General features: G+C 71.0%; 15 protein-coding genes. 10 read left to right on the top strand and 5 right to left on the bottom strand.

Features of this window, described 5'->3' with window-relative positions:
- The first annotated feature begins 43 nt into the window (after positions 1–43).
- The 3 genes from ACIP6N_RS29185 to ACIP6N_RS29175 all read left to right on the top strand — a co-directional run bounded on the left by ACIP6N_RS29185 (position 44) and on the right by ACIP6N_RS29175 (position 3,527).
- The gene (locus ACIP6N_RS29185; protein ID WP_401820602.1) at positions 44–1,675 is read left to right on the top strand and encodes a glycoside hydrolase family 13 protein; all 1,632 of its coding nucleotides are present in this window, start codon (positions 44–46) and stop codon (positions 1,673–1,675) included.
- A gap of 384 nt (positions 1,676–2,059) precedes the next feature.
- Entirely contained in the window at positions 2,060–2,830 is a 771-nt protein-coding gene (locus tag ACIP6N_RS29180) for a polysaccharide deacetylase family protein (protein WP_401820600.1), read from the top strand.
- A gap of 346 nt (positions 2,831–3,176) precedes the next feature.
- Positions 3,177–3,527, top strand: coding sequence for a UBP-type zinc finger domain-containing protein (locus ACIP6N_RS29175; protein WP_401820597.1), 351 nt, complete (start codon positions 3,177–3,179; stop codon positions 3,525–3,527).
- 46 nt (positions 3,528–3,573) lie between these two features.
- Here ACIP6N_RS29175 and ACIP6N_RS29170 read toward each other — a convergent pair whose 3' ends face one another.
- Positions 3,574–4,431 carry an NAD-dependent epimerase/dehydratase family protein gene (locus tag ACIP6N_RS29170; protein WP_401820596.1) on the bottom strand — a complete coding sequence of 286 codons (858 nt, stop codon included), beginning with the start codon at positions 4,429–4,431 and terminating at the stop codon, positions 3,574–3,576.
- Between the two features lie 140 nt (positions 4,432–4,571).
- Between ACIP6N_RS29170 and ACIP6N_RS29165 the strand changes: the two genes are divergently transcribed.
- Positions 4,572–5,006, top strand: a complete 435-nt coding sequence (locus ACIP6N_RS29165; RefSeq protein WP_401820651.1) for a hypothetical protein — start codon at positions 4,572–4,574, stop codon at positions 5,004–5,006.
- 68 nt (positions 5,007–5,074) lie between these two features.
- Here the strand turns inward: ACIP6N_RS29165 and ACIP6N_RS29160 are convergent, their stop codons facing one another.
- Positions 5,075–5,857, bottom strand: coding sequence for a VOC family protein (locus tag ACIP6N_RS29160; protein ID WP_401820649.1), 783 nt, complete (start codon positions 5,855–5,857; stop codon positions 5,075–5,077).
- Between the two features lie 103 nt (positions 5,858–5,960).
- The gene (locus ACIP6N_RS29155; RefSeq protein ID WP_401820594.1) at positions 5,961–6,728 is read right to left on the bottom strand and encodes a sulfite exporter TauE/SafE family protein; all 768 of its coding nucleotides are present in this window, start codon (positions 6,726–6,728) and stop codon (positions 5,961–5,963) included.
- A gap of 588 nt (positions 6,729–7,316) precedes the next feature.
- Between ACIP6N_RS29155 and trpS the strand changes: the two genes are divergently transcribed.
- Positions 7,317–8,360, top strand: coding sequence for a tryptophan--tRNA ligase (gene trpS / locus ACIP6N_RS29150; protein ID WP_401820647.1), 1,044 nt, complete (start codon positions 7,317–7,319; stop codon positions 8,358–8,360).
- Positions 8,361–8,475: 115 nt separating this feature from the next.
- On the opposite strand, the gene ACIP6N_RS29145 is transcribed toward trpS, so the two are convergent.
- Positions 8,476–9,501 carry a chitinase gene (locus ACIP6N_RS29145; protein WP_401820593.1) on the bottom strand — a complete coding sequence of 342 codons (1,026 nt, stop codon included), beginning with the start codon at positions 9,499–9,501 and terminating at the stop codon, positions 8,476–8,478.
- 280 nt (positions 9,502–9,781) lie between these two features.
- On the opposite strand from ACIP6N_RS29145, the gene ACIP6N_RS29140 reads away from it, so the two are divergent.
- Positions 9,782–10,351 carry an NUDIX hydrolase gene (locus tag ACIP6N_RS29140; protein ID WP_401820591.1) on the top strand — a complete coding sequence of 190 codons (570 nt, stop codon included), beginning with the start codon at positions 9,782–9,784 and terminating at the stop codon, positions 10,349–10,351.
- Positions 10,352–10,509: 158 nt separating this feature from the next.
- On the opposite strand, the gene ACIP6N_RS29135 is transcribed toward ACIP6N_RS29140, so the two are convergent.
- Positions 10,510–11,190: a YoaK family protein gene (locus tag ACIP6N_RS29135; RefSeq protein WP_401820589.1), complete on the bottom strand. Its 681-nt coding sequence runs from the start codon at positions 11,188–11,190 to the stop codon at positions 10,510–10,512.
- 78 nt (positions 11,191–11,268) lie between these two features.
- Between ACIP6N_RS29135 and ACIP6N_RS29130 the strand changes: the two genes are divergently transcribed.
- From ACIP6N_RS29130 to ACIP6N_RS29115, 4 genes are all read left to right on the top strand, one after another.
- On the top strand, positions 11,269–12,636 hold the full coding sequence (locus tag ACIP6N_RS29130) for an FAD-binding protein (RefSeq protein ID WP_401820588.1): 1,368 nt from the start codon (positions 11,269–11,271) through the stop codon (positions 12,634–12,636).
- 99 nt (positions 12,637–12,735) lie between these two features.
- On the top strand, positions 12,736–13,746 hold the full coding sequence (locus ACIP6N_RS29125) for a serine hydrolase (protein WP_401820586.1): 1,011 nt from the start codon (positions 12,736–12,738) through the stop codon (positions 13,744–13,746).
- A gap of 578 nt (positions 13,747–14,324) precedes the next feature.
- The gene (locus ACIP6N_RS29120) at positions 14,325–16,706 is read left to right on the top strand and encodes a thioester reductase domain-containing protein (RefSeq protein WP_401820584.1); all 2,382 of its coding nucleotides are present in this window, start codon (positions 14,325–14,327) and stop codon (positions 16,704–16,706) included.
- Positions 16,703–17,875 (top strand): alpha/beta hydrolase, encoded by a 1,173-nt coding sequence (locus ACIP6N_RS29115; RefSeq protein WP_401820582.1) that lies wholly within the window; start codon positions 16,703–16,705, stop codon positions 17,873–17,875. The genes ACIP6N_RS29120 and ACIP6N_RS29115 overlap by 4 nt, the downstream gene beginning before the upstream one ends.
- Positions 17,876–17,895 lie beyond the last annotated feature (20 nt).

Here is a 17,895-nt window from a genome sequence, read left to right as displayed (position 1 = left end):
CACACAGCGGACCCGCGCCACCCCCATCGAGCAAGGAGTTTCCGTGACCCACTGGTGGCGGCATGCCGCGATCTACCAGATCTACGTACGCAGCTTCGCCGACGGCGACGGCGACGGCACCGGTGACCTCGCCGGCGTCCGCGACCGCCTGCCCTACCTGCGTGAACTGGGCGTGGACGCACTGTGGTTCACCCCCTGGTACACCTCGCCGATGGCCGACGGCGGCTATGACGTCGCCGATTACCGCGACATCGACCCGCTCTTCGGTTCACTCACCGAGGCCGCCGCGCTCGTCGAGGAGGCGCACACCCACGGTCTGCGCGTCCTTGTCGACCTGGTCCCCAACCACTGCTCCGACCAGCACCGGTGGTTCCAGCAGGCGCTGGCGGACGGCCCCGGCTCGCCCGCCCGCGAGCGTTTCTGGTTCGTGCCCGGACGCGGCGAGGACGGCAACGAGCCGCCGAACGACTGGCATTCGTACTTCGGCGGCAGCGCCTGGACGAGGATCACCGAGGCGGACGGCACCCCCGGCCCCTGGTACCTGCACATGTTCGCCCCCCAGCAGCCCGACCTGAACTGGGAACACCCGGAGGTCCGGGCCGAGTTCGAGGACATCCTGCACTTCTGGCTGCGCCTGGGCGTCGACGGCTTCCGTATCGACGTCGCCCACGGACTCGTCAAGAAGGCCGGTCTGCCCGACGCCGGCGACGCACCCGACCCCACCGACCTGCCCTACCAGGACATCGACGGGGTTCACGACATCTACCGCAGCTGGCGGAAGATCCTCGACGGCTACGACGGCGAGCGGATCTTCGTCGGCGAGGTCTGGCTGCCCACGGCCGAACAGTTCGCCCGGTATCTGCGCCCCGACGAACTCCACTCGGCGTTCAACTTCGAGTTCCTGTGCTGCGCGTGGGACGCCGCAGCCCTGCGCGCCGTGGTCGACTCGACCCTCGCCGCCCACGAACAGGTCGGGGCGCCGCCCACCTGGGTGCTGTCCAACCACGACACCATCCGGCATGTCACCCGCTACGGCCGCGAGGACACCTCGTTCGACATGGGCGACAAGCGCCTGTCCGACCCGAGTGACCCGGTTCTCGGCCGCCGGAGAGCCCGGGCGGCGGCGCTCCTCACGATGGCCCTGCCGGGCGGTGTGTACGTCTACCAGGGCGACGAACTGGGCCTGCCCGAAGTGCGCGATCTGCCCGACCACCTCCTCCAGGACCCCACCTTCGTACGCTCCGGGGGAGCGGACCGGGGCCGCGACGGCTGCCGTATCCCGCTCCCGTGGGGACGGGACACCGGCTCGCTCGGCTTCTCACCGGCCGGGGCCACGGCGCAGCCCTGGCTGCCGCAGCCCGCTCAGTGGGCGGAGCTGTCCGTCGAGGCGCAGACCGCGGACCCGGCGTCCTTCCTCACGCTCTACCGGACTGCTCTCGCCCTGCGCCGGGAACGGCTGACCGGTCTGCCGGAGACACTGGAATGGGTCGGGACCGGGCCGGGAACGGTCTGCTTCGACCGGCCGGGCGGATTCCGCTGTGTGGTCAACCTCGGTGATACGGCGCTGCCACTGCCCGCGGGCGCGACCATCCTGCTGGCCAGCGCGCCGCTGGAGGAGACGGCCGGCACGGTCTCGCTGCCTGCGGACTCCTGCGTGTGGCTGCACCTGGACTGATCCCGGACCCGGGATTGGTTCCAGACCTGCCCCGGCGGGAGGCGGGACAGTGAACGGGGACAGCGAACCGGGGCAGCAAAAGGCCCCGACCGGACGGGGGAGACCGGTCGGGGCCGAACACGGGCGAGTGCGGACGGCGGTCGCCTCGCGGCGATGTGCACCATGGGGCTTCAGCCGAACGATCGTCCCCATGGGCTATTTCTCTATGGGGCCCGGGGACCATGTCCCATCCGCACCCACAGTCTCTCCAACGGTCCGCTCCTCCGGATTGTTCCCGGCCTCCCGGCACGGGGCATGGCCCTCGGCTCACTGTGCGTGAACGTGTATACGTCATACGTATAGTTCTCCGGAGTATCAGTCACGCGCCAGAAGAGGGGATGTGCCATGCCGTGGAACAGGAAACCGCTCAGAACCCGCGCCGCCGTGCCCCGGGTGGCCGTCGCCGCACTGGTCCTGACGCTCAGCGGTTGCTCGGCCGGCACCACCTCACCGGCATCGGCCAGAGACGAGGCCGCAGCCGATGACAAGGGGCGAACCGGCGCGGTGGACTGCGCCAAGGCCCACTGCATAGCGCTCACCTTCGACGCGGGCCCCGGCAAGGACACCCCGCGCCTGCTGGACATACTCAAGGAGAAGAAGGTGCACGCGACCTTCTTCCTTCTCGGCAAGAACCACGTGATGCGGCACCCGGATCTCGTCGCCCGAGAGGCACGCGAGGGCCATGAGGTGGGCAACCACACCTGGACGCACAAGGTACTCACCGGCCTGGACGCCGACGCCGTGCGCGACGAGCTGTCCCGCACGCAGGACGCCATAGCGAAGGCGACCGGCCATCGCCCCACCCTGATGCGTCCGCCGCAGGGCCGTACCGACAAGACGGTCGACGACGTGTCCCGCGAACTGGGCCTGTCCGAAGTCCTGTGGAGCGCCACCGCCAAGGACTACTCGACCACGGACACGGCCCTGATACGCAAGCGCATCGTCGACCAGGCGAGCCGGGACGGCATCATCCTGCTGCACGACATCTACGCGGGCACGGTGCCCGCCGTCCCCGGCATTATCGACGATCTGCGAAAACGCGGCTACACCTTCGTCACAGTGCCCGAACTGATGGCCCCCGCCCACCCTGAGCCCGGCACGGTCTACCGCCCCTGACCCCTTCCGCACCGGGAGCCGGGATTCAGGAAGGGAACTCGTCCTGCGGCAGCCCGCTGGTGGCGTTTCCGCCGCAGGGCCGGCGCGGCCACCGCACCGATCGCGAGCCGCCTGCCCGCTCGCCTGCCCGTTCTCCCCGATCCGCCCCGCCCGCGCGTGTGCTCAGCACGATGCCGCTCCCCGTACCCCCGTCCGGCCCCGTCCGGGCGCCGAATGTCCAGGCCCATCCCCTCTTGGACTGCTGTCAATACGCTCCGGTCGGCCGGAATGTCCGGCGGGACAGTTCCGGCGTCTGCTGGCGGAGAGGGCGAAGCCGCCGTAGCGTGAAAAAGGCGATTGACTCGAAATGGCCGAGGCGGCCGGGACGGGCGGCATCACCATGGCGAACGACGAGGAACGGGCGACTTCACTGATCTGCGGCCATCTCGCGGACGTGGAGCCGGTGACACCGGACAGCCCGGACAGCTGCACGGAATGCGTGGCGCTCGGCGACGACTGGGTCCACCTGCGGGAATGCCAGGGCTGCGGGCACATCGGGTGCTGCGACTCGTCCAAGAACAAGCACGCCACCGCACACCACAACGCGAGTGGGCACCCGCTGATCCGCTCGTACGAACCTGGCGAGGGCTGGTGGTGGTGTTACGAGGACGAGGTCGTCTTCGAGGTCGAGGGCATCGGACCGGTACGCGCGGCCTGAGCGCGTCCGGGTCCGGTCCCCTGGGTGCGCGAAACCGCTGCCCCGGCTACTCCGCGCCGAGCCCGTCCCACCAGGACCGGCGCCGGGGCGTCCAGTCCAGCCGCTCCCGCGCGTAGCGGTTGTCCGCGCCGCGCGCCCAGGCGTGCCTTCCTGTGGCGAGCGCCGGCGCGGGGGCGCCGACCGCGGCACAGAACACCGGAACCCACTCCCGACCCGTCGCCGGCTCGTCGTCGCAGACGTTCACCGGCCCCGAGGGCCATTCCAGCGCCGCCACCGCCGCGCCGGCCGCGTCATCGAGGTGGACGAAGCTGCTGACGTCGCCGTCCGCGATCAGACCGCCCGCCCGCGCCCTCCGCGCCACGGGCCCACCGGACGCGAACCACGTGGCGGGCCCGTAGAGCAGCCCGTACCGCAGCACCACCCATTCGGGCGCGTCCCGGACGGCCTCCTCCAGCGCGGCGACCCCGTGCACGCTCGTGGACCTGCGCCCGGACGCGCCGAAGTCCAGCGCCGTCCGCTCGGTCGCGGGCGTGTCCCCGCCCTCGTACGCCCATGCCACGCTCTGCGCCACGACCCTGCGGACCCCTGCGGCCAGGGCCGCGTCCATCAGATTCCGGGTGCCCGTCCTGCGCATCACCGCGTTGGCTTCGCGGCCCCCGTCACCCCCGGCGGCGAGATCGGTCAGCTGGTGGATCACGGCATCGGGAGCCGCGTTCCTGATCGTGCGGGTGATCCCCTCGACGTCGAACACGTCGGCGACCGCCGCCTCCGCTCCGAGGGAACGCAGCGACTCGGCGTCCGAAGTGCGCCGCGTCAGGGCGGTGACGTGATGGCCCTGACCGACCAGGAGCGGCAGCAGGCGGCGGCCGACGACTCCGGTGGCCCCGGCCAGGAAAATACGCATGACGGCAGTCCTTTCATCGTCCAATCAGCTACTTTGCCGTCTTTGGCATGATCTTTGCCGGTAGCCGCGACCGGATCGCCAGGAGTCTTTTGACGCTCCGGGGGCAGGTCGTGACCATGACGACGACGAGAGCGGGTTCCATGAACGACTCCACGGAGCGGAACGGGCAGGACGTGGCACCGACGGTCACGGAACCGGTGCCCGACCTCCAGCTCCAGATGCTGATCCGGCTGCTTGACAAGGACCCGCGGTCCTCACTGCCGATCACGCTGAATGTGCCCGGGGGAGTGGTGTACGGCGACCTGATCGCCCACGAGGCGTGGAAGGCCGACTGGGCGACGAGCCTGCGACGGGTGGAAACCCTCAGCGCGGGGCTGCTCGCCGGATTCCCGGAGACCGTCGATCAGGCGGTCGGCGAACTGCGCGGTGAGGACACCGGCCACCACCTGCCCCGCTGGATCCATCTGCGCAAGGCCACCCTGACCACGGGCGGTGTCGGGCCGGCCGTCGAACTGCCGGTGTGGCGGGGCAGGCTCTCCGACGTCGCGGGCTGGGCGCTCGGCCGGCCCGACTGATCGCCGTCCGCAGGCGGGACGGCCGCCTTCCTCTCCCGTCCCGGAAGGCGGCCGCCGGGCCGGGAGAATCAGCCCGCGGTGACCGTGAACAGCGCGCCGTCCGGATCGCGCAGGGTCGCTTCCCGCAGCTCGGGCGAAGCCTGCCGCGGCGAGATCAGCGCGCCACCACCGCGTACGGCGGCCGCGACCGAACCGTTCACCTCCGGCACCCGGAAGTACACGTGCCAGCGGGGCCGGACCTGCGGATCGGGCGTGGCCTGCACGGCGCCGCCACGGATCTTGGCGACTACATGCCCGTCCTGCCGCAGCACCGAGTGGTCCTCCTCGTGGACGAGGGTGTAGCTGCCCTGCCCCTCGGGCGCCCAGCCGAGCACCTCGCTGTAGAACCGCGCGGCGTCGGCGAAGTCGCGGGTACGCAGCTCCAGCCAGGCAGGCGCGCTGCCCCGCCCGACCGTCCAGTCGGAGCGCACCGCGCCCTCCCAGATGCCGAAGGCGGCGCCGTCGGGATCCGTGGCCAGTGCCGCGCGGCCCGAGTGGAAGGCCAGCGGACCGACCGCGACGGTCGCGCCGCGCTCCCTGATCCGGGCCGCGGCCTCGTCCACATCCGCGACGGCGAAGTACGGCGTCCACACGACGGCGACCTGGAGCGAAGACGCCAGCGCCCCGATGCCCGCGACGGGCGACCCGTCGGTGAGGGCGACACGGAAGTCGTCCCCGAGACCGGCCGCCCGGTAGGTCCAGCCCAGCACATCGCTGTAGAAGCCCTGGGTGGCGGAGAGTTCACGTGACAGCAGGGTCACCCAGCAAGGGGCTCCGGCCACTTTGTGCGAATCCGTCTTGTCCCGCTCCACAACGCTCACTTTGACTCCACACTCGCCCGACACTTCCTGCCCCCCACTCTGCCAGGCCCCGGACGCAGCCGCCGACGCTCGCCCGTCAACCGGGTACCAACCCTCAGCTCAGGAGGAGTTCAACGCCGCCGAGGACGGTCGCGGCGATCACCACGCGCTCGAAGAGACGCTGATTGATCCTGTTCACACAGGTCTTGCCGATGACGGCGCCCGGAACGACGAACAACACCAGGGCCGCGTCCAGCAGAAGGGAATGCGCGTCGATCAGGCCGAGGCCCACGCTGAACGGCACCTTGGACGTGTTGACGATCAGGAAGAACCACGCCGACGTACCGAGGAAGCCCAGCTTCTGAAACCCCGCGGAGAGCAGATAGAGGGACATGACCGGCCCGCCCGCGTTGGCGACCATGGTGGTGAACCCGCCCATCACACCGTACGAACGGGCCTTGAGCCGCCCGGCCGAGGGCCCCGACGACTCCTTCGCCGGGTTCTGTGCCGTCGTCGCTACGCCGCGCCGCCGCCACACCGTGACACCGGCCATCAGCAGCAGAATCGCCCCGATCGACGTACGCACGGCGTCGTCGTCGGCCACCACCAGGAACGCCGTACCGGCCACCACCCCGACGGCGACCGCGGGAAACAGGCGCCACAGGGTCGGCCAGTGCGCGTGCCGCCGGTAGGTGAGGACCGCGAGCACATCACCGGCTATCAGGAGAGGAAGGAGAACGCCGGTCGACCCACGAGCCGGGAGCACGGCCGCGAACACGGCCAGGCTGACCGTATTGGCGCCGCTCACAGCCGTCTTGGAGAAGCCGACGAGCATCGCTGCCGCGGCCAGCGCGGCGAATTCCCACAGAGTGATGGTGTCCATGCCAGTCACCGATGGTATGCCTCGCCGCGGGCCGTCCGGCCCGCGGGCACCCGCCGGGCCCGCACGGCCCGTTGCCCGCCCCGGCGGTGCGCCCTGAGAACGGCGCACCGCCGGGACGGCGAGGCCCGCCCACTCCGATCAGGGCCGTGACAGCGGACGTTGGGACCGAGGTGCGCCGCGTCCGGGGAGCGAGGACAGGGGCGTGGCAGTCATCGGGACGAGCAACGGGATCGGCGTGGCGCCCGCCCGTGCCGCCCACGCCCGCCGCGCGGACTCATCAAACGCCATCTGCGACTCATGACCGAATTATCAGCGACCGGGGATCGGAACACGGACTAGGGTGGCCGCATGCACCTTTCGTCATGTCCGAGCTGGTGGCGCTCCTCGTAGGAGCGGCCGCCTCTCACGCATGAACCGGGCCGTTCGGATGGACGGCCCGTTCGCGTTCCCCTGGAGCGGGGCTCGTGCCTTCCTGACGGCGAGACCGACACACCAGGAGACCCTGTGAACGCCAACTTCCCGACCACAGAACCCGATTACTCCGCCCCGGCTTCCTCCGCCCCAAGACCCTCCGCCGACACGCTCGGCCTGTCTGCCGCGCGGGCCCGCAGCGCGGCGCTGGAAGAGCGGATCCTCGGGGATCCCGGATCATTCCGTGTGCTGACGGGCGACCGCCCGACCGGCCGTCTGCACCTGGGGCACTACTTCGGAACGCTGCACAACCGTGTACGTCTGCAGGACCTCGGTGTGGAGATGTTCGTGGTCGTCGCGGACTACCAGGTCCTGACCGACCGTGATGTGGCGGACAACCTCGCCGGGCACGTCGAGGATCTGGTGCTGGACTACCTCGCCGTCGGCGTGGACCCGGCGCGCAGCACGATCTTCACGCACAGTGCCGTCCCCGCGCTCAACCAGCTGATGCTGCCCTTCCTGAGCCTCGTCTCCGTCGCCGAACTCAACCGCAATCCCACGGTCAAGGACGAGATCACCCACTCGCGGCAGTCCGCCGTCAGCGGCCTGATGTTCACCTACCCCGTCCACCAGGCGGCCGACATCCTCTTCTGCAAGGCCGATCTGGTCCCCGTCGGCCAGGACCAGCTCCCGCACCTCGAAGTCACCCGGACCGTCGCCCGCCGCTTCAACGACCGTTACGGGAACGGCGCCGCCGTGTTCCCGCAGCCCGACGCGCTGCTGTCGAGCGCGCCGCTCCTGCTCGGCACGGACGGTCGGAAGATGAGCAAGAGCCGGGGCAACGCCGTCCCCCTGGCGGCAGACGCCGACGAGACCGCCCGACTGCTCAAGGGCGCCAGGACCGACTCCGAACGGCACATCTTCTACGACCCGGCCACGCGACCCGAGGTATCCTCCCTCCTCCTGCTGGCGGCACTCTGCCAGAAACGGACCCCCGGGCAGGTGGCCGAGGACATCGGCTCGGCGGGCTCCGCCGCGCTGAAGAAGACCGTGACCGAGTCGGTCAACGAGTACCTCGCCCCGATCAGGGCGCGCAGGACCGCGTACGCGCAGGACCGTGCCTTCGTACGCCGGACGCTCCGCGAAGGGGGCGAGCGCGCCACGGCCGTGGCGGAGGCCACGCTCGCCGAGGTGCGCACCGCCATGAACAGCCAGTACTGAACACCGGGACGAACCCCGGGAGCCTTCCCGCCCGTACCGCCATATCGCCGCACCGCGCGCGGAAAGGCGCCGGATTCCCCGCGTCAAGCGTCGCGGGCTACTCGGCCTTCCCGTCTCAGCCCGTGAACCCGGCGATGATGCGGCTGAACTGCCAGGGATCCTGGTCCACTCCCGAGCAGGTGTCGTCGTTCGGGTAGGCGCCGGGGCACGGCCGGTCGCGGTTGACCGACCAGAAGGAGAGGCGCGCCAGGTGGTGTTCCTGGGCATAGGCCGTGATGGCGGTCGCGTCGTCCGTCGTCACGGTCTCACCGTCATCGGTGATGCCGTTCATCGAGGAGATCCCGCTGTGCGCGTACGCCTGCGCGTCGCTGTAGCCGTACGCGCCCTTCACGGTGTTCTTGAGCCCTTCGGCGGCCTGTTCGGTGAGGTTCGCCATGTTCCGGCCGCCGCCGCCGAAGTCGAATGGCATGATCGTCCAGCCGTCGACCTCCAGCCCGGAGTCCGCGGCGCCCTGGATCATCCGGTCGTCGGGACCCGACTGGTCGCTGGGGAAGGTCACGTAGGTGATCAGGCCCGCGTTGTCGGCCTTGACCTGCTTCAGCGCGTCGATCGTCTTCTGCCGCGTCGCCCCGTCGTTGTAGGCGTCGCCCTCGATGTCGATGTCGATCGCCTTCAGGCCATAGGCGTCGACGACCTTCTGGTACGCACCGGCCAGCGCGTCCGCGTCCGCGCACGACTGCTCCAGCTTGCCGCCGCTCGCCCCGCCGAAGGACGGCACGATGTCACCACCGGCACCGCGTACCGCGTCGACGGTCTCCTGGTCGACACCGCCGGTCAGCGGACGGTCGCCGTCCCACCGAGGGTCGCAGCCGCCGCTGTCGAGGACGAACGCCATCGTGAACCAGCGCACGCCGGTCGCGTCCATGACCTCGGTCGGGTCCGGCGGATTGCCCCAGCCGTTGTACAGGTACGGCGCGACGGCCCGCGGAGCAGCCGCGGGCCGCACGGAATCGGTGGCCGCGTACGCGCTCACCGCCATGCCGGCGCCGGAGGCGACGACGGCCGCCGCGGCCGTGACGGCGGCCCCGCGCAGCAGACGGCGCTTCTCCGACGCGGCACCATGACGTGCGTCTGAACTCATGTGGGGGGCCTTCCAGATGTGGGGGAGGGAAGGTGCGAAGGCGGGCGGGCCGGGCGTCCGCGAGCACGGCGGCAGCGCGCGACGTTCGCCCAACAGGCCCTGTTCCAGGGTTAATTCAGGGCTTGAGTCAACTCGCGAGGCAGATGGGCGTCAAGAGGCCGGGCACCGGTGAACGGGCCTTCTCCGCAGGTCCGTTCAGCCGCGAAACCGGCAGACACAGGTCCGGCGCAACCGTAACCTCTGGCTTCCGCCCTCCCGCCCTCTCCCGATTGGTCCGGCGATGAACGCGAAAAGCCGCCCCGTCCTGGCCCTGCTCGCCCAGTACGACGCATGTGATCCGGCGGAGGCCGACGACGTACGGCGGGTGCGCGCGCTCGCCCGGAGCACGGACGACCCCTGGCTGCGCTCCCTCCCCCTGCATGTGACGGCTTCGGCGCTGATCGTCCACCCCGACAGCGGACGCGTACTGCTGCGCCGGCATGCGCGCCAGCGGTCCTGGCTCCACGTCGGCGGCCACGGCGATCCGGGAGAGACCGAGCCCCTGACAGTCGCACTGCGGGAGGGCCTGGAGGAGACAGGGCTCACGGACCTGGCGCCGTGGCCTGATCACTCACCTGTCCACGTGGCGATCGTGCCGGTCCCCGCCAAGGGGGAGGAGCCCGCCCACGAACACGCCGACCTGCGCTTCGTACTCTCGACAGCCGACCCCGGCGCGGCCCGCCCGGAGAACCCCGCAGCGCCACTGCGCTGGCTGAGCCCGGCCGGGGCCCGGGAACTGGCGTCCGAGGCGAACGTGCGCGAACTGCTGACCCGTGCCGAGCGGCTGCTCACGACGCCGCCACGCGCCTGAGCCGGTACCGGTGGTCCGCCGCGCGCCCGCCGCGCCCCCCGCGGGGCGTGCCGCCGGGCACGGCGGACCCGCGCGCCGTCGCCCCGGCTGTCCGTCGTCTCAGCTGTCGCCCGTCGCCCGTCGTCTCAGTCGTCGCCGTCGCCGCCGCCACCGGCCGCTCAGGCTTCCGGCGGCGGCGCCAGCGCGAAGACCCCGGCGGTGCCCGCGACCAGCACGGCGACGATGCCCACCAGGCCCGCCACCGTCACCTCCAGCAGCAGCCCGCCGACGACGGCCCCGCCGAGCATGGCCAGCACGGACCCCAGCCTGCGATGCGGCTTCGCCCCCGTACCGGCGCCGAGCGCGCTCTCCGCCGCGAGCCCGGTGACGGTCTGCGTGAGCACCGTCGTGGTGAGATCCCGGGGCGCCATCAGCCGCACCGTCGCGTTCTGCAGACCGCAGCAGGTGCCGAGAATCGCGATGAGCACCAGGGCGTGGCCGTGCCGGGTGTCGAGGACTCCCGTACCGATCAGCACAGCCGTCCCCGCCAGTACAGCGGCCTGGCCCGCGAACGCCCCCGCGATCCACCGCCTCGGAGAGCCGCCCAGCACCCTGCTGAGCTGCCCGCCGATCAGCGAGCCCAGCACGAAGGACGCCATGGACACGATCGGGGCCACCACCGGCAGCCCGTACTTCTGCGCCACCGAGAAGCCGAGGAACACGACATTGCCGGTCATGTTGGCCACAAAGACGCGTCCCAGCCGCAGATAACTCAACGCGTCCACCAGGCCGGTGGCGAAGGTCATGGTCAGCAGCGCGCCCACGGCCCAGCGCCGTGCGACGGGAAGTTCCTCGGCCACCTGGACACCTCTTCCGTAGCGGTCGGTGCAGTGTCGCACCGGAAGTGATCACCGGTGGGGAGCCCCGGCGAAGCGGCCATGTCCGGGCATGCCAGAGTGCTACGACAGATCTGCGCGTCCATCCCGTACGCAGCGAAGGAGAGAACTGTGCGTCCCACGCCTGAACGGCCCGGCACACCGAACGGCGAGGCCGTGACGAACTGGGCCGGCAACATCATCTTCCAGGCCGCTCAGGTGCACGCCCCCTCGTCCGTGGAGGAACTGCGGGAGATCGTCGCCGGCAGCTCGTCCGTGCGCGCGCTGGGCAGTGGTCACTCCTTCAACGCCCTCGCCGACACCCGGGGCGACCTGATCTCCGTGGCGGCGCTGCCCAAGACCGTCGACATCGACACCGCCGCCTCCACGGTCACGGTCGCCGGAGGCCTGCGCTTCGCCGAGTTCACCGACGCCGTGCACGCGGCGGGTCTGGCCCTGCACAACCTCGGCTCGCTCCCGCACATCTCGGTCGCCGGAGCCTGCGCCACCGGGACCCACGGCTCGGGAGTCGGCAACGGCTCCCTGGCCTCCGCCGTGCGCGCGCTGGAACTCGTCACGGCGGACGGCACCCTCCTGTCCCTGGAGCGCGGCGACGCGGACTTCGAAGGTGCGGTCGTCGCCCTCGGCGCGGCCGGGATCGTCACCCGCATGACCCTCGACCTGGTCCCGGCCTACGACATCAGGCAGTGGGTGTACGAAGGCCTCGCGCACGCCCGGCTGCGCGAGCACTTCGACGACATCCTCTCCGCCGCCTACAGCGTCAGTGTCTTCACCCGCTGGCGGACCGGCGACCTGGACAAGATCTGGCTGAAGCAGCGGGCCGGCGACGACACCGAGCCGCCCGCGCCGCACGAGTGGTTCGGCGCGATGCTCGCGGACGGCGCGCGGCACCCCGTACCCGGCATGGATCCGCAGACCTGCACCGAGCAGGGCGGTGTTCCGGGACCGTGGCACAAGCGGCTCCCGCATTTCCGGCCCGAATTCGTCCCGAGCAACGGCGACGAACTGCAGAGCGAGTACTTCGTCGCGCGGGAGGACGGCCTCGCGGCGTACGAGGCCCTGGCCGCGATCAGCGACCTGATCGCTCCGGTCCTCCAGATCGGCGAGATCCGCGCCATCGCGGGTGACGAGCTGTGGATGAGCCCGACGCAGGGACGCGATTCGGTGGCCTTCCACTTCACCTGGTTCCCCGACACCGAGGCCGTGACGCCGGTGCTGACCGCGATGGAAGAGGCGCTGGCCCCGTTCGACGTCAGGCCGCACTGGGGCAAGCTGTTCACCACCCCGGCGGAGCGGCTGCGCGAGCTGTATCCCCGCTACGACGACTTCACGGCGCTCACCGCGAAGCTCGATCCGCGGGGCACCTTCCGCAACGACCTGCTGGAACGCTTCTTCCCCGGCGGCCACTGACCGGCGCGGGCGACGGGGCACTGGGCGCACGGCCTGTTCGTCACGGGTTTTTAACATCTGGCCAATGCGGTCTTCAGATTGACTTTCTATCTTCTCGGCATGCCTCGCCGCGCGTTCCCCGTGCCCGTTCTCGCCTCCGCCGCCGCGTTTCTCACCCTGGGATGGGCGGCGGCGAACGGCGGGGACGAGCGGGCGCGCGGCCCCGCCCCGGCCACCTCGCTCACGGCTGCCTCGTCGCCCCTGACCGGACCGGCACCGTCCCTGTCCGCCCTGCTGCCCCCGCCGGTCGTGTCCCGGCCGGTCGCGACGCCACCGGTCGCGACACCGGTGGCCACCCCGCGGAAACCCGAGCCGATCAAGGAGCCCGGAGTGCGTCCGGACGAGGTACTGGCCAAGAAGCTCGCCCCGATCACCAAGGACAGCGGGGCGTCGCTCTCGGTGGCCGTGCGCGACCTGGCGGACGGCCGCCAGGCCCAGTACGGGACGCGCGAGGGCGCGACGTACGACACGGCGAGCATCGTCAAGGTCGACATACTGGTCACCCTGCTGCTTCAGGCCCAGGACGGGCACCGCGACCTCACGGCGCAGGAGAAGCGATGCGCCACCGCGATGATCGAGGTCAGTGACAACGCCTCGGCGGACGTCCTCTGGAAGGTGATCGGCGGGGCGCGGGGGCTCGACGCGGCGAACCACCGGCTCGGGCTGACGGGGACCACAGCGGGCGCCGGCGGCCGGTGGGGGCTGACCCAGACAACAGCGGCCGATCAACTCGTCCTGCTGTCCGCCGTGTTCGGCGACGAGTCGGAGCTGAACGCGTCATCGCGGCGATACGTGCGGAAGCTGATGGGACAGATAGCGCCGGATCAGGCCTGGGGAGTGTCGGCGGCCGGAGAGACGTCCGGGCTGAAGAACGGCTGGCTTCCCCGGACCACGACCGGCCTGTGGGACATCAACAGCATCGGACTCGTGACGGTGGCCGGGCAGGGCTACCTGCTGGCGGTCGTGTCGAAGGACAACCCCGCCATGGACTCCGGCGTCTCGCTCGTGGAGGCGGCGGCGAAGGCGGCGGCGTCGGCCATGGCGTGCGCCACCTGTACGGAATCCCGTTGACGGTCCCGCGATGACTCGCGCAGGCGGGGCCAGTGACGGGCTGCCGGGAGACGGCCGTCCATGGTGATGCAGAAGCCGTTGAGTGTGTTTCCGGCGCATGGTCCAGCGTGTTCGGGCCTCGGAGGTGATACGCCTCGTCTGCGACGGTGTACTGGACGGTGACGTCGGCCCGGCTGCCGTCACCGGTGGTGTGTCGGTGAGGTCGCCGGTGACGACGCCGGCCTCGATGGTCATGGCGCCGCCGGCCCGCGTGGACCGAATGGGCCGACGGGTACAACCACCGGCGCCCGCGCGGTGAGATTGGCCACGTCCCCGCCCGGAGAGTGCGAAGCCAACGACCGTTGACCGGCAAGAAACCCCGGGACACCGCAAATATCTAGAGTCTCCACCAGACCTGGAACGGTCCATCTCGTTGACGCCGGGCCCTCTGTGTGGTGGTGCTCCAAAGCGGCGTGATCATCGACTCCGGAAGGCAAATGTTGTGTGGGACAGTACCGGCTGGGACTGAACCCTGGCCCGGTACTTCGTGACTGATCTTTCGTAACTGCGGTGAGAGCAAGAAGCGTTGAGGAAACAGCATGAGCGAGACAAGGGGCGGCGACGACCGTCACCACCAGGCCCCCGATGCGGTGGCCGGCCTGCTGAGCCGTGTCCGGCGGCGGACCCCCGCCGCCGGGACCGAGGCGGAGACAGCCCCCGGCAACCCTCCGGCACCGACCGCCGGTTCCAGCCAGTCGCCGCCGCGGGATGAGACCCCGAAGGACGTCGACGGTGAGGCCCTGAAGGACGTCGACGCACTCGCCTTCCGTATCGCGGCCACGGCCTCCCTGCTCCTCGGCTCGGCGGACGTCGACCCCGAGACCGACCTCTTCGACGCGGGCGCGTCCTCCGTCATCGCCGTCGAGTTCGTCGCCGCACTCCGCCGCGAGTACGACGTCCGGATCAGCCTCGACGACGTCTTCGCCGACGCCCGGCCCCGCAGGCTCGCGGAACGCTGGCTGGGCGTCGAAAGCACCGGACCCGTCACAGCCCCCGGACCCGTCACAGCCCCCGAAGCCCCCGAAGTCCCCGCAGACGCCGCGGCGGACGACACCGCCGAGGCCCCGGCCGCCCCCCACGCCGACCTCCCGCTCATCCTCGGCGACCTGTCCCGCGCCGACGCCCTCCCCTTCGTCCCCGCCCCCGACCCGGTCCCGCCCCGCCGCATCCTCCTCACCGGCGCCACCGGATTCCTCGGCGCCCACCTCCTGTTCGACCTGCTGCGCCGCAGCGACGCGCACGTCGTCTGTCTGGTCCGCGCCGCCGACGCGGAGGCTGCCGAGCGTAAACTGGCCGACGCCCTCACCGGCTACCTCCTGCCCTGGTCCGGCGAACTGCGCCGCCGTATCACCGTGCTCCCCGGCGACATCGGCAAACCCCGCCTCGGCCTGGACGACACGGTCTGGCGGGCGCTCGCCGACGACATCGACTCCGTGGTCAGCGTCGCCGCCGCCGTCGACTTCCTGCGCGGCTACGCGTCCCTGCGCCGCACCAACGTCCTCGGCCCGCTCACCCTCGCCGAACTCGCGGCCACCGGACGCCCCAAGCCGCTGCACCAGATCTCCTCGACGGCCGTCTACAACGAACTCGGCATCGCCGCGATGGACGAGGACTCACCGCTGGGCCGGGTCGACCGCATGATCGGCGGCTACAACCAGTCCAAGTGGGCCGCCGAGGTCGCCCTGCGCAGGGCCCGCGAACACGGACTGCGCGTCACACTGATGCGCCCCGGCGGCATCGCCGGACACACCGTCACCGGCGCCCACAACCCGCTCGACCTCAGCACCGGACTGCTGGGCGCCTTCACCCGGATGCGCACACTGCCCGCGTTCCGCAGCATGAATGTCGCCCCTGTCGACTGGATCAGCCGTGTCGTCGCCGCGATCGTCTGCGACCCCGATGCCTGGGGACAGACGTACAACCTCACCGGTCGCCCCGGACACCTCGACGGCATGGTCCGTGAGATGCAGCTCAGCGGAATGAACGTCGAGGTCGTCGGCTGGGAGGAGTGGCGCGAGGACTTCCTCGCCTGGGCCAAGGCCGAGCCGCTGCCCCAACTCGACTTCCTGGTCCGGATGATGGAGAACTACACCGCGCAAAAACTGTGCGAGGCGTTCCTCAACTCCCCGCCCGCCACCAGCGACCGCACCGACGCCTTCGTCGCCCGGCACAACCTGCCACCCGCGAAGGTGTACGACGCCGAGGCGCAGACCGCGTCCTTCGAGCGGATGGCCGCCAGCGGCGTCGCCCGCCTCCCACACCGTGACGACGAGCCGTACGTGTCCTTCGGGGAGACCATGCGCGGCCGGCTCAGCCCGGCAGACGGGCAGCCCGACACGTTCGCCCACCTGAAGCTCACCCTCTCCGTCGCCGGCATGTATCAGCTGGTCAAGCACCGCCGCGTCGACGTCCGTGAGGGCGGCGCCCTGCGCTGTGCCCGCCTGCACGCCGAACCCCTCACCGTCACCGGCGGCGACGTGTGGGTACGCCCCCAGTACGGCGTCCCGCGCGGCCCGGGCATCCGCCACCCGCTGCTGCGCTACCGGCTGCGGCTGCGCGACGCCGACGGCGGACTGTGGTGGCTGGAGGGTCAGAAAACCGCCCGCGCCCGCCGCGACCTGCTCGCGCAGTGCTTCACCCTCGCCGTCGAGATCGGCCGCGAGGGCGAGGAGGCCACCGTCAAGGGTGCCCTCAAGGTCCCCCGCAAGAGCTATCTCCCCGAACAGGTCGACGGCATCAAGGTCAGGTCCACGCTGTCCGCGAAGGAACGCCGCCTCGCCAAGCTCACCTGGATGGCCTGGTTCGGCTCCCAGATCGGACAGGGGCTGATGGAACCCATGCTGCGCGCCGGCGCCGAACTCCTCGACCTGCGCGCCGACACCGCCCCCCGCCCGACCGACCGCAAGGAACTGACCCGATGATCCTGCGCTCCCTGAGGCGCGCCGGGCAGATCGCCGCCCGCACCGCCCCCTCCCCGCTGCGCCCGGGCCTCGACGGGGTCCGGGTCACCCCGCGCCCCCTCGTCGCCGACGGTCTCGACGGCGCCCTCCTCGAACACATCCCGCTGCGCGTCGCCGACGGCACCCAGCTGGCCCTCTGCCGGGTCCACCGCGGCGACGACCGCGAGCGGCCCGCCGTCCTGCTGCTGCACGGACACACCGCGTCCGCCGACATGTTCACCCTCCCCGAGACCCGCAACCTCACGGCGGCTCTCCTCGACGCGGGCTACGAACCCTGGCTCCTGGACTGGCGGGGCAGCTGCCGCCTCCCCTACAACGAGCGCGGCCCGCGCTACAGCTACGACGACGTCGCCCTCCACGACATCCCCGAGGCCGTCACCCACATCCGCCGCCGGATCGGAGCCGACGCCAAGCTCTTCGCCGTCGCCCACTGCATCGGCGCCCTCACCCTGTCCCTGAGCATGACCGCAGGCCTCGTCCCCGGTCTGTCCGGCGTCGTCGCCCAGGGCGTCTTCCTCACCCCCAAGCTGTACGGCAAGTCCCGGCTGCCGATGATGATCGGTCCCGAACTGCTGCGCGGACGCCAGTCCTACCAGGCCGTCGACATCCGCAAGGCCGGACTCTTCTCCACCCAGACCCTCGCCTTCGCCCTGGCCGCACGCGGCGCCGAATGCACCGACCCCACCTGTCAGATCCTGCACAACTCCGCCTGGGGCATGGGCGCTTCGCTCTACGTCCACGACAACCTGCACCCGCGCACGCACGACCGGCTCGCTGAACTCTTCGGCTCCGCCCCGCTGTCCACCACCGCCCACCTGCGCCAGATGGACCTCGCACACACGGTCGGCCGCTGGCACCAGCGCGACCGGCGCTACGCGGCCCTCCCGGAGAACGCCGTCGCCGCGGCGGGCCGCATCGACTGCCCCGTCCTGCTGATCTCCGGCAACGAGAACAGACTGTGGGCCGACTCCAACAAGGTCTGCCACGAGGTCCTGACCACCCGGTACCCCCACCTCGACGTCCGGTACACCGAGATCGCCGGGTACGGCCATGTCGACCCGTTCATCGGACGCGGCGCCGCCTTCGACGTGTTCGGGCACATCGTGAACTTCCTCGACGAGCTGCGTTAGAGCCGACCGCTCCGCCGCTG

The organism is Streptomyces sp. NPDC088725 (assembly GCF_044751305.1).
In the GTDB taxonomy this organism is placed as follows: Bacteria; Actinomycetota; Actinomycetes; order Streptomycetales; family Streptomycetaceae; genus Streptomyces.
This window is presented reverse-complemented; position numbering and strand designations above follow the sequence as displayed.

What these genes read in the sequence shown, in the direction of transcription:
- ACIP6N_RS29180 (WP_401820600.1), top strand. Translation starts at nt 2,060, where the DNA reads ATGCCGTGGAACAGGAAACCGCTCAGAACCCGCGCCGCCGTGCCCCGG.
- ACIP6N_RS29175 (WP_401820597.1), top strand. Translation starts at nt 3,177, where the DNA reads ATGGCCGAGGCGGCCGGGACGGGCGGCATCACCATGGCGAACGACGAG.
- ACIP6N_RS29170 (WP_401820596.1), bottom strand. Translation starts at nt 4,431, where the DNA reads ATGCGTATTTTCCTGGCCGGGGCCACCGGAGTCGTCGGCCGCCGCCTG.
- ACIP6N_RS29165 (WP_401820651.1), top strand. Translation starts at nt 4,572, where the DNA reads ATGAACGACTCCACGGAGCGGAACGGGCAGGACGTGGCACCGACGGTC.
- ACIP6N_RS29155 (WP_401820594.1), bottom strand. Translation starts at nt 6,728, where the DNA reads ATGGACACCATCACTCTGTGGGAATTCGCCGCGCTGGCCGCGGCAGCG.
- ACIP6N_RS29145 (WP_401820593.1), bottom strand. Translation starts at nt 9,501, where the DNA reads ATGAGTTCAGACGCACGTCATGGTGCCGCGTCGGAGAAGCGCCGTCTG.
- ACIP6N_RS29140 (WP_401820591.1), top strand. Translation starts at nt 9,782, where the DNA reads ATGAACGCGAAAAGCCGCCCCGTCCTGGCCCTGCTCGCCCAGTACGAC.
- ACIP6N_RS29130 (WP_401820588.1), top strand. Translation starts at nt 11,269, where the DNA reads ATGTCCGGGCATGCCAGAGTGCTACGACAGATCTGCGCGTCCATCCCG.
- ACIP6N_RS29125 (WP_401820586.1), top strand. Translation starts at nt 12,736, where the DNA reads ATGCCTCGCCGCGCGTTCCCCGTGCCCGTTCTCGCCTCCGCCGCCGCG.
- ACIP6N_RS29120 (WP_401820584.1), top strand. Translation starts at nt 14,325, where the DNA reads ATGAGCGAGACAAGGGGCGGCGACGACCGTCACCACCAGGCCCCCGAT.
- ACIP6N_RS29115 (WP_401820582.1), top strand. Translation starts at nt 16,703, where the DNA reads ATGATCCTGCGCTCCCTGAGGCGCGCCGGGCAGATCGCCGCCCGCACC.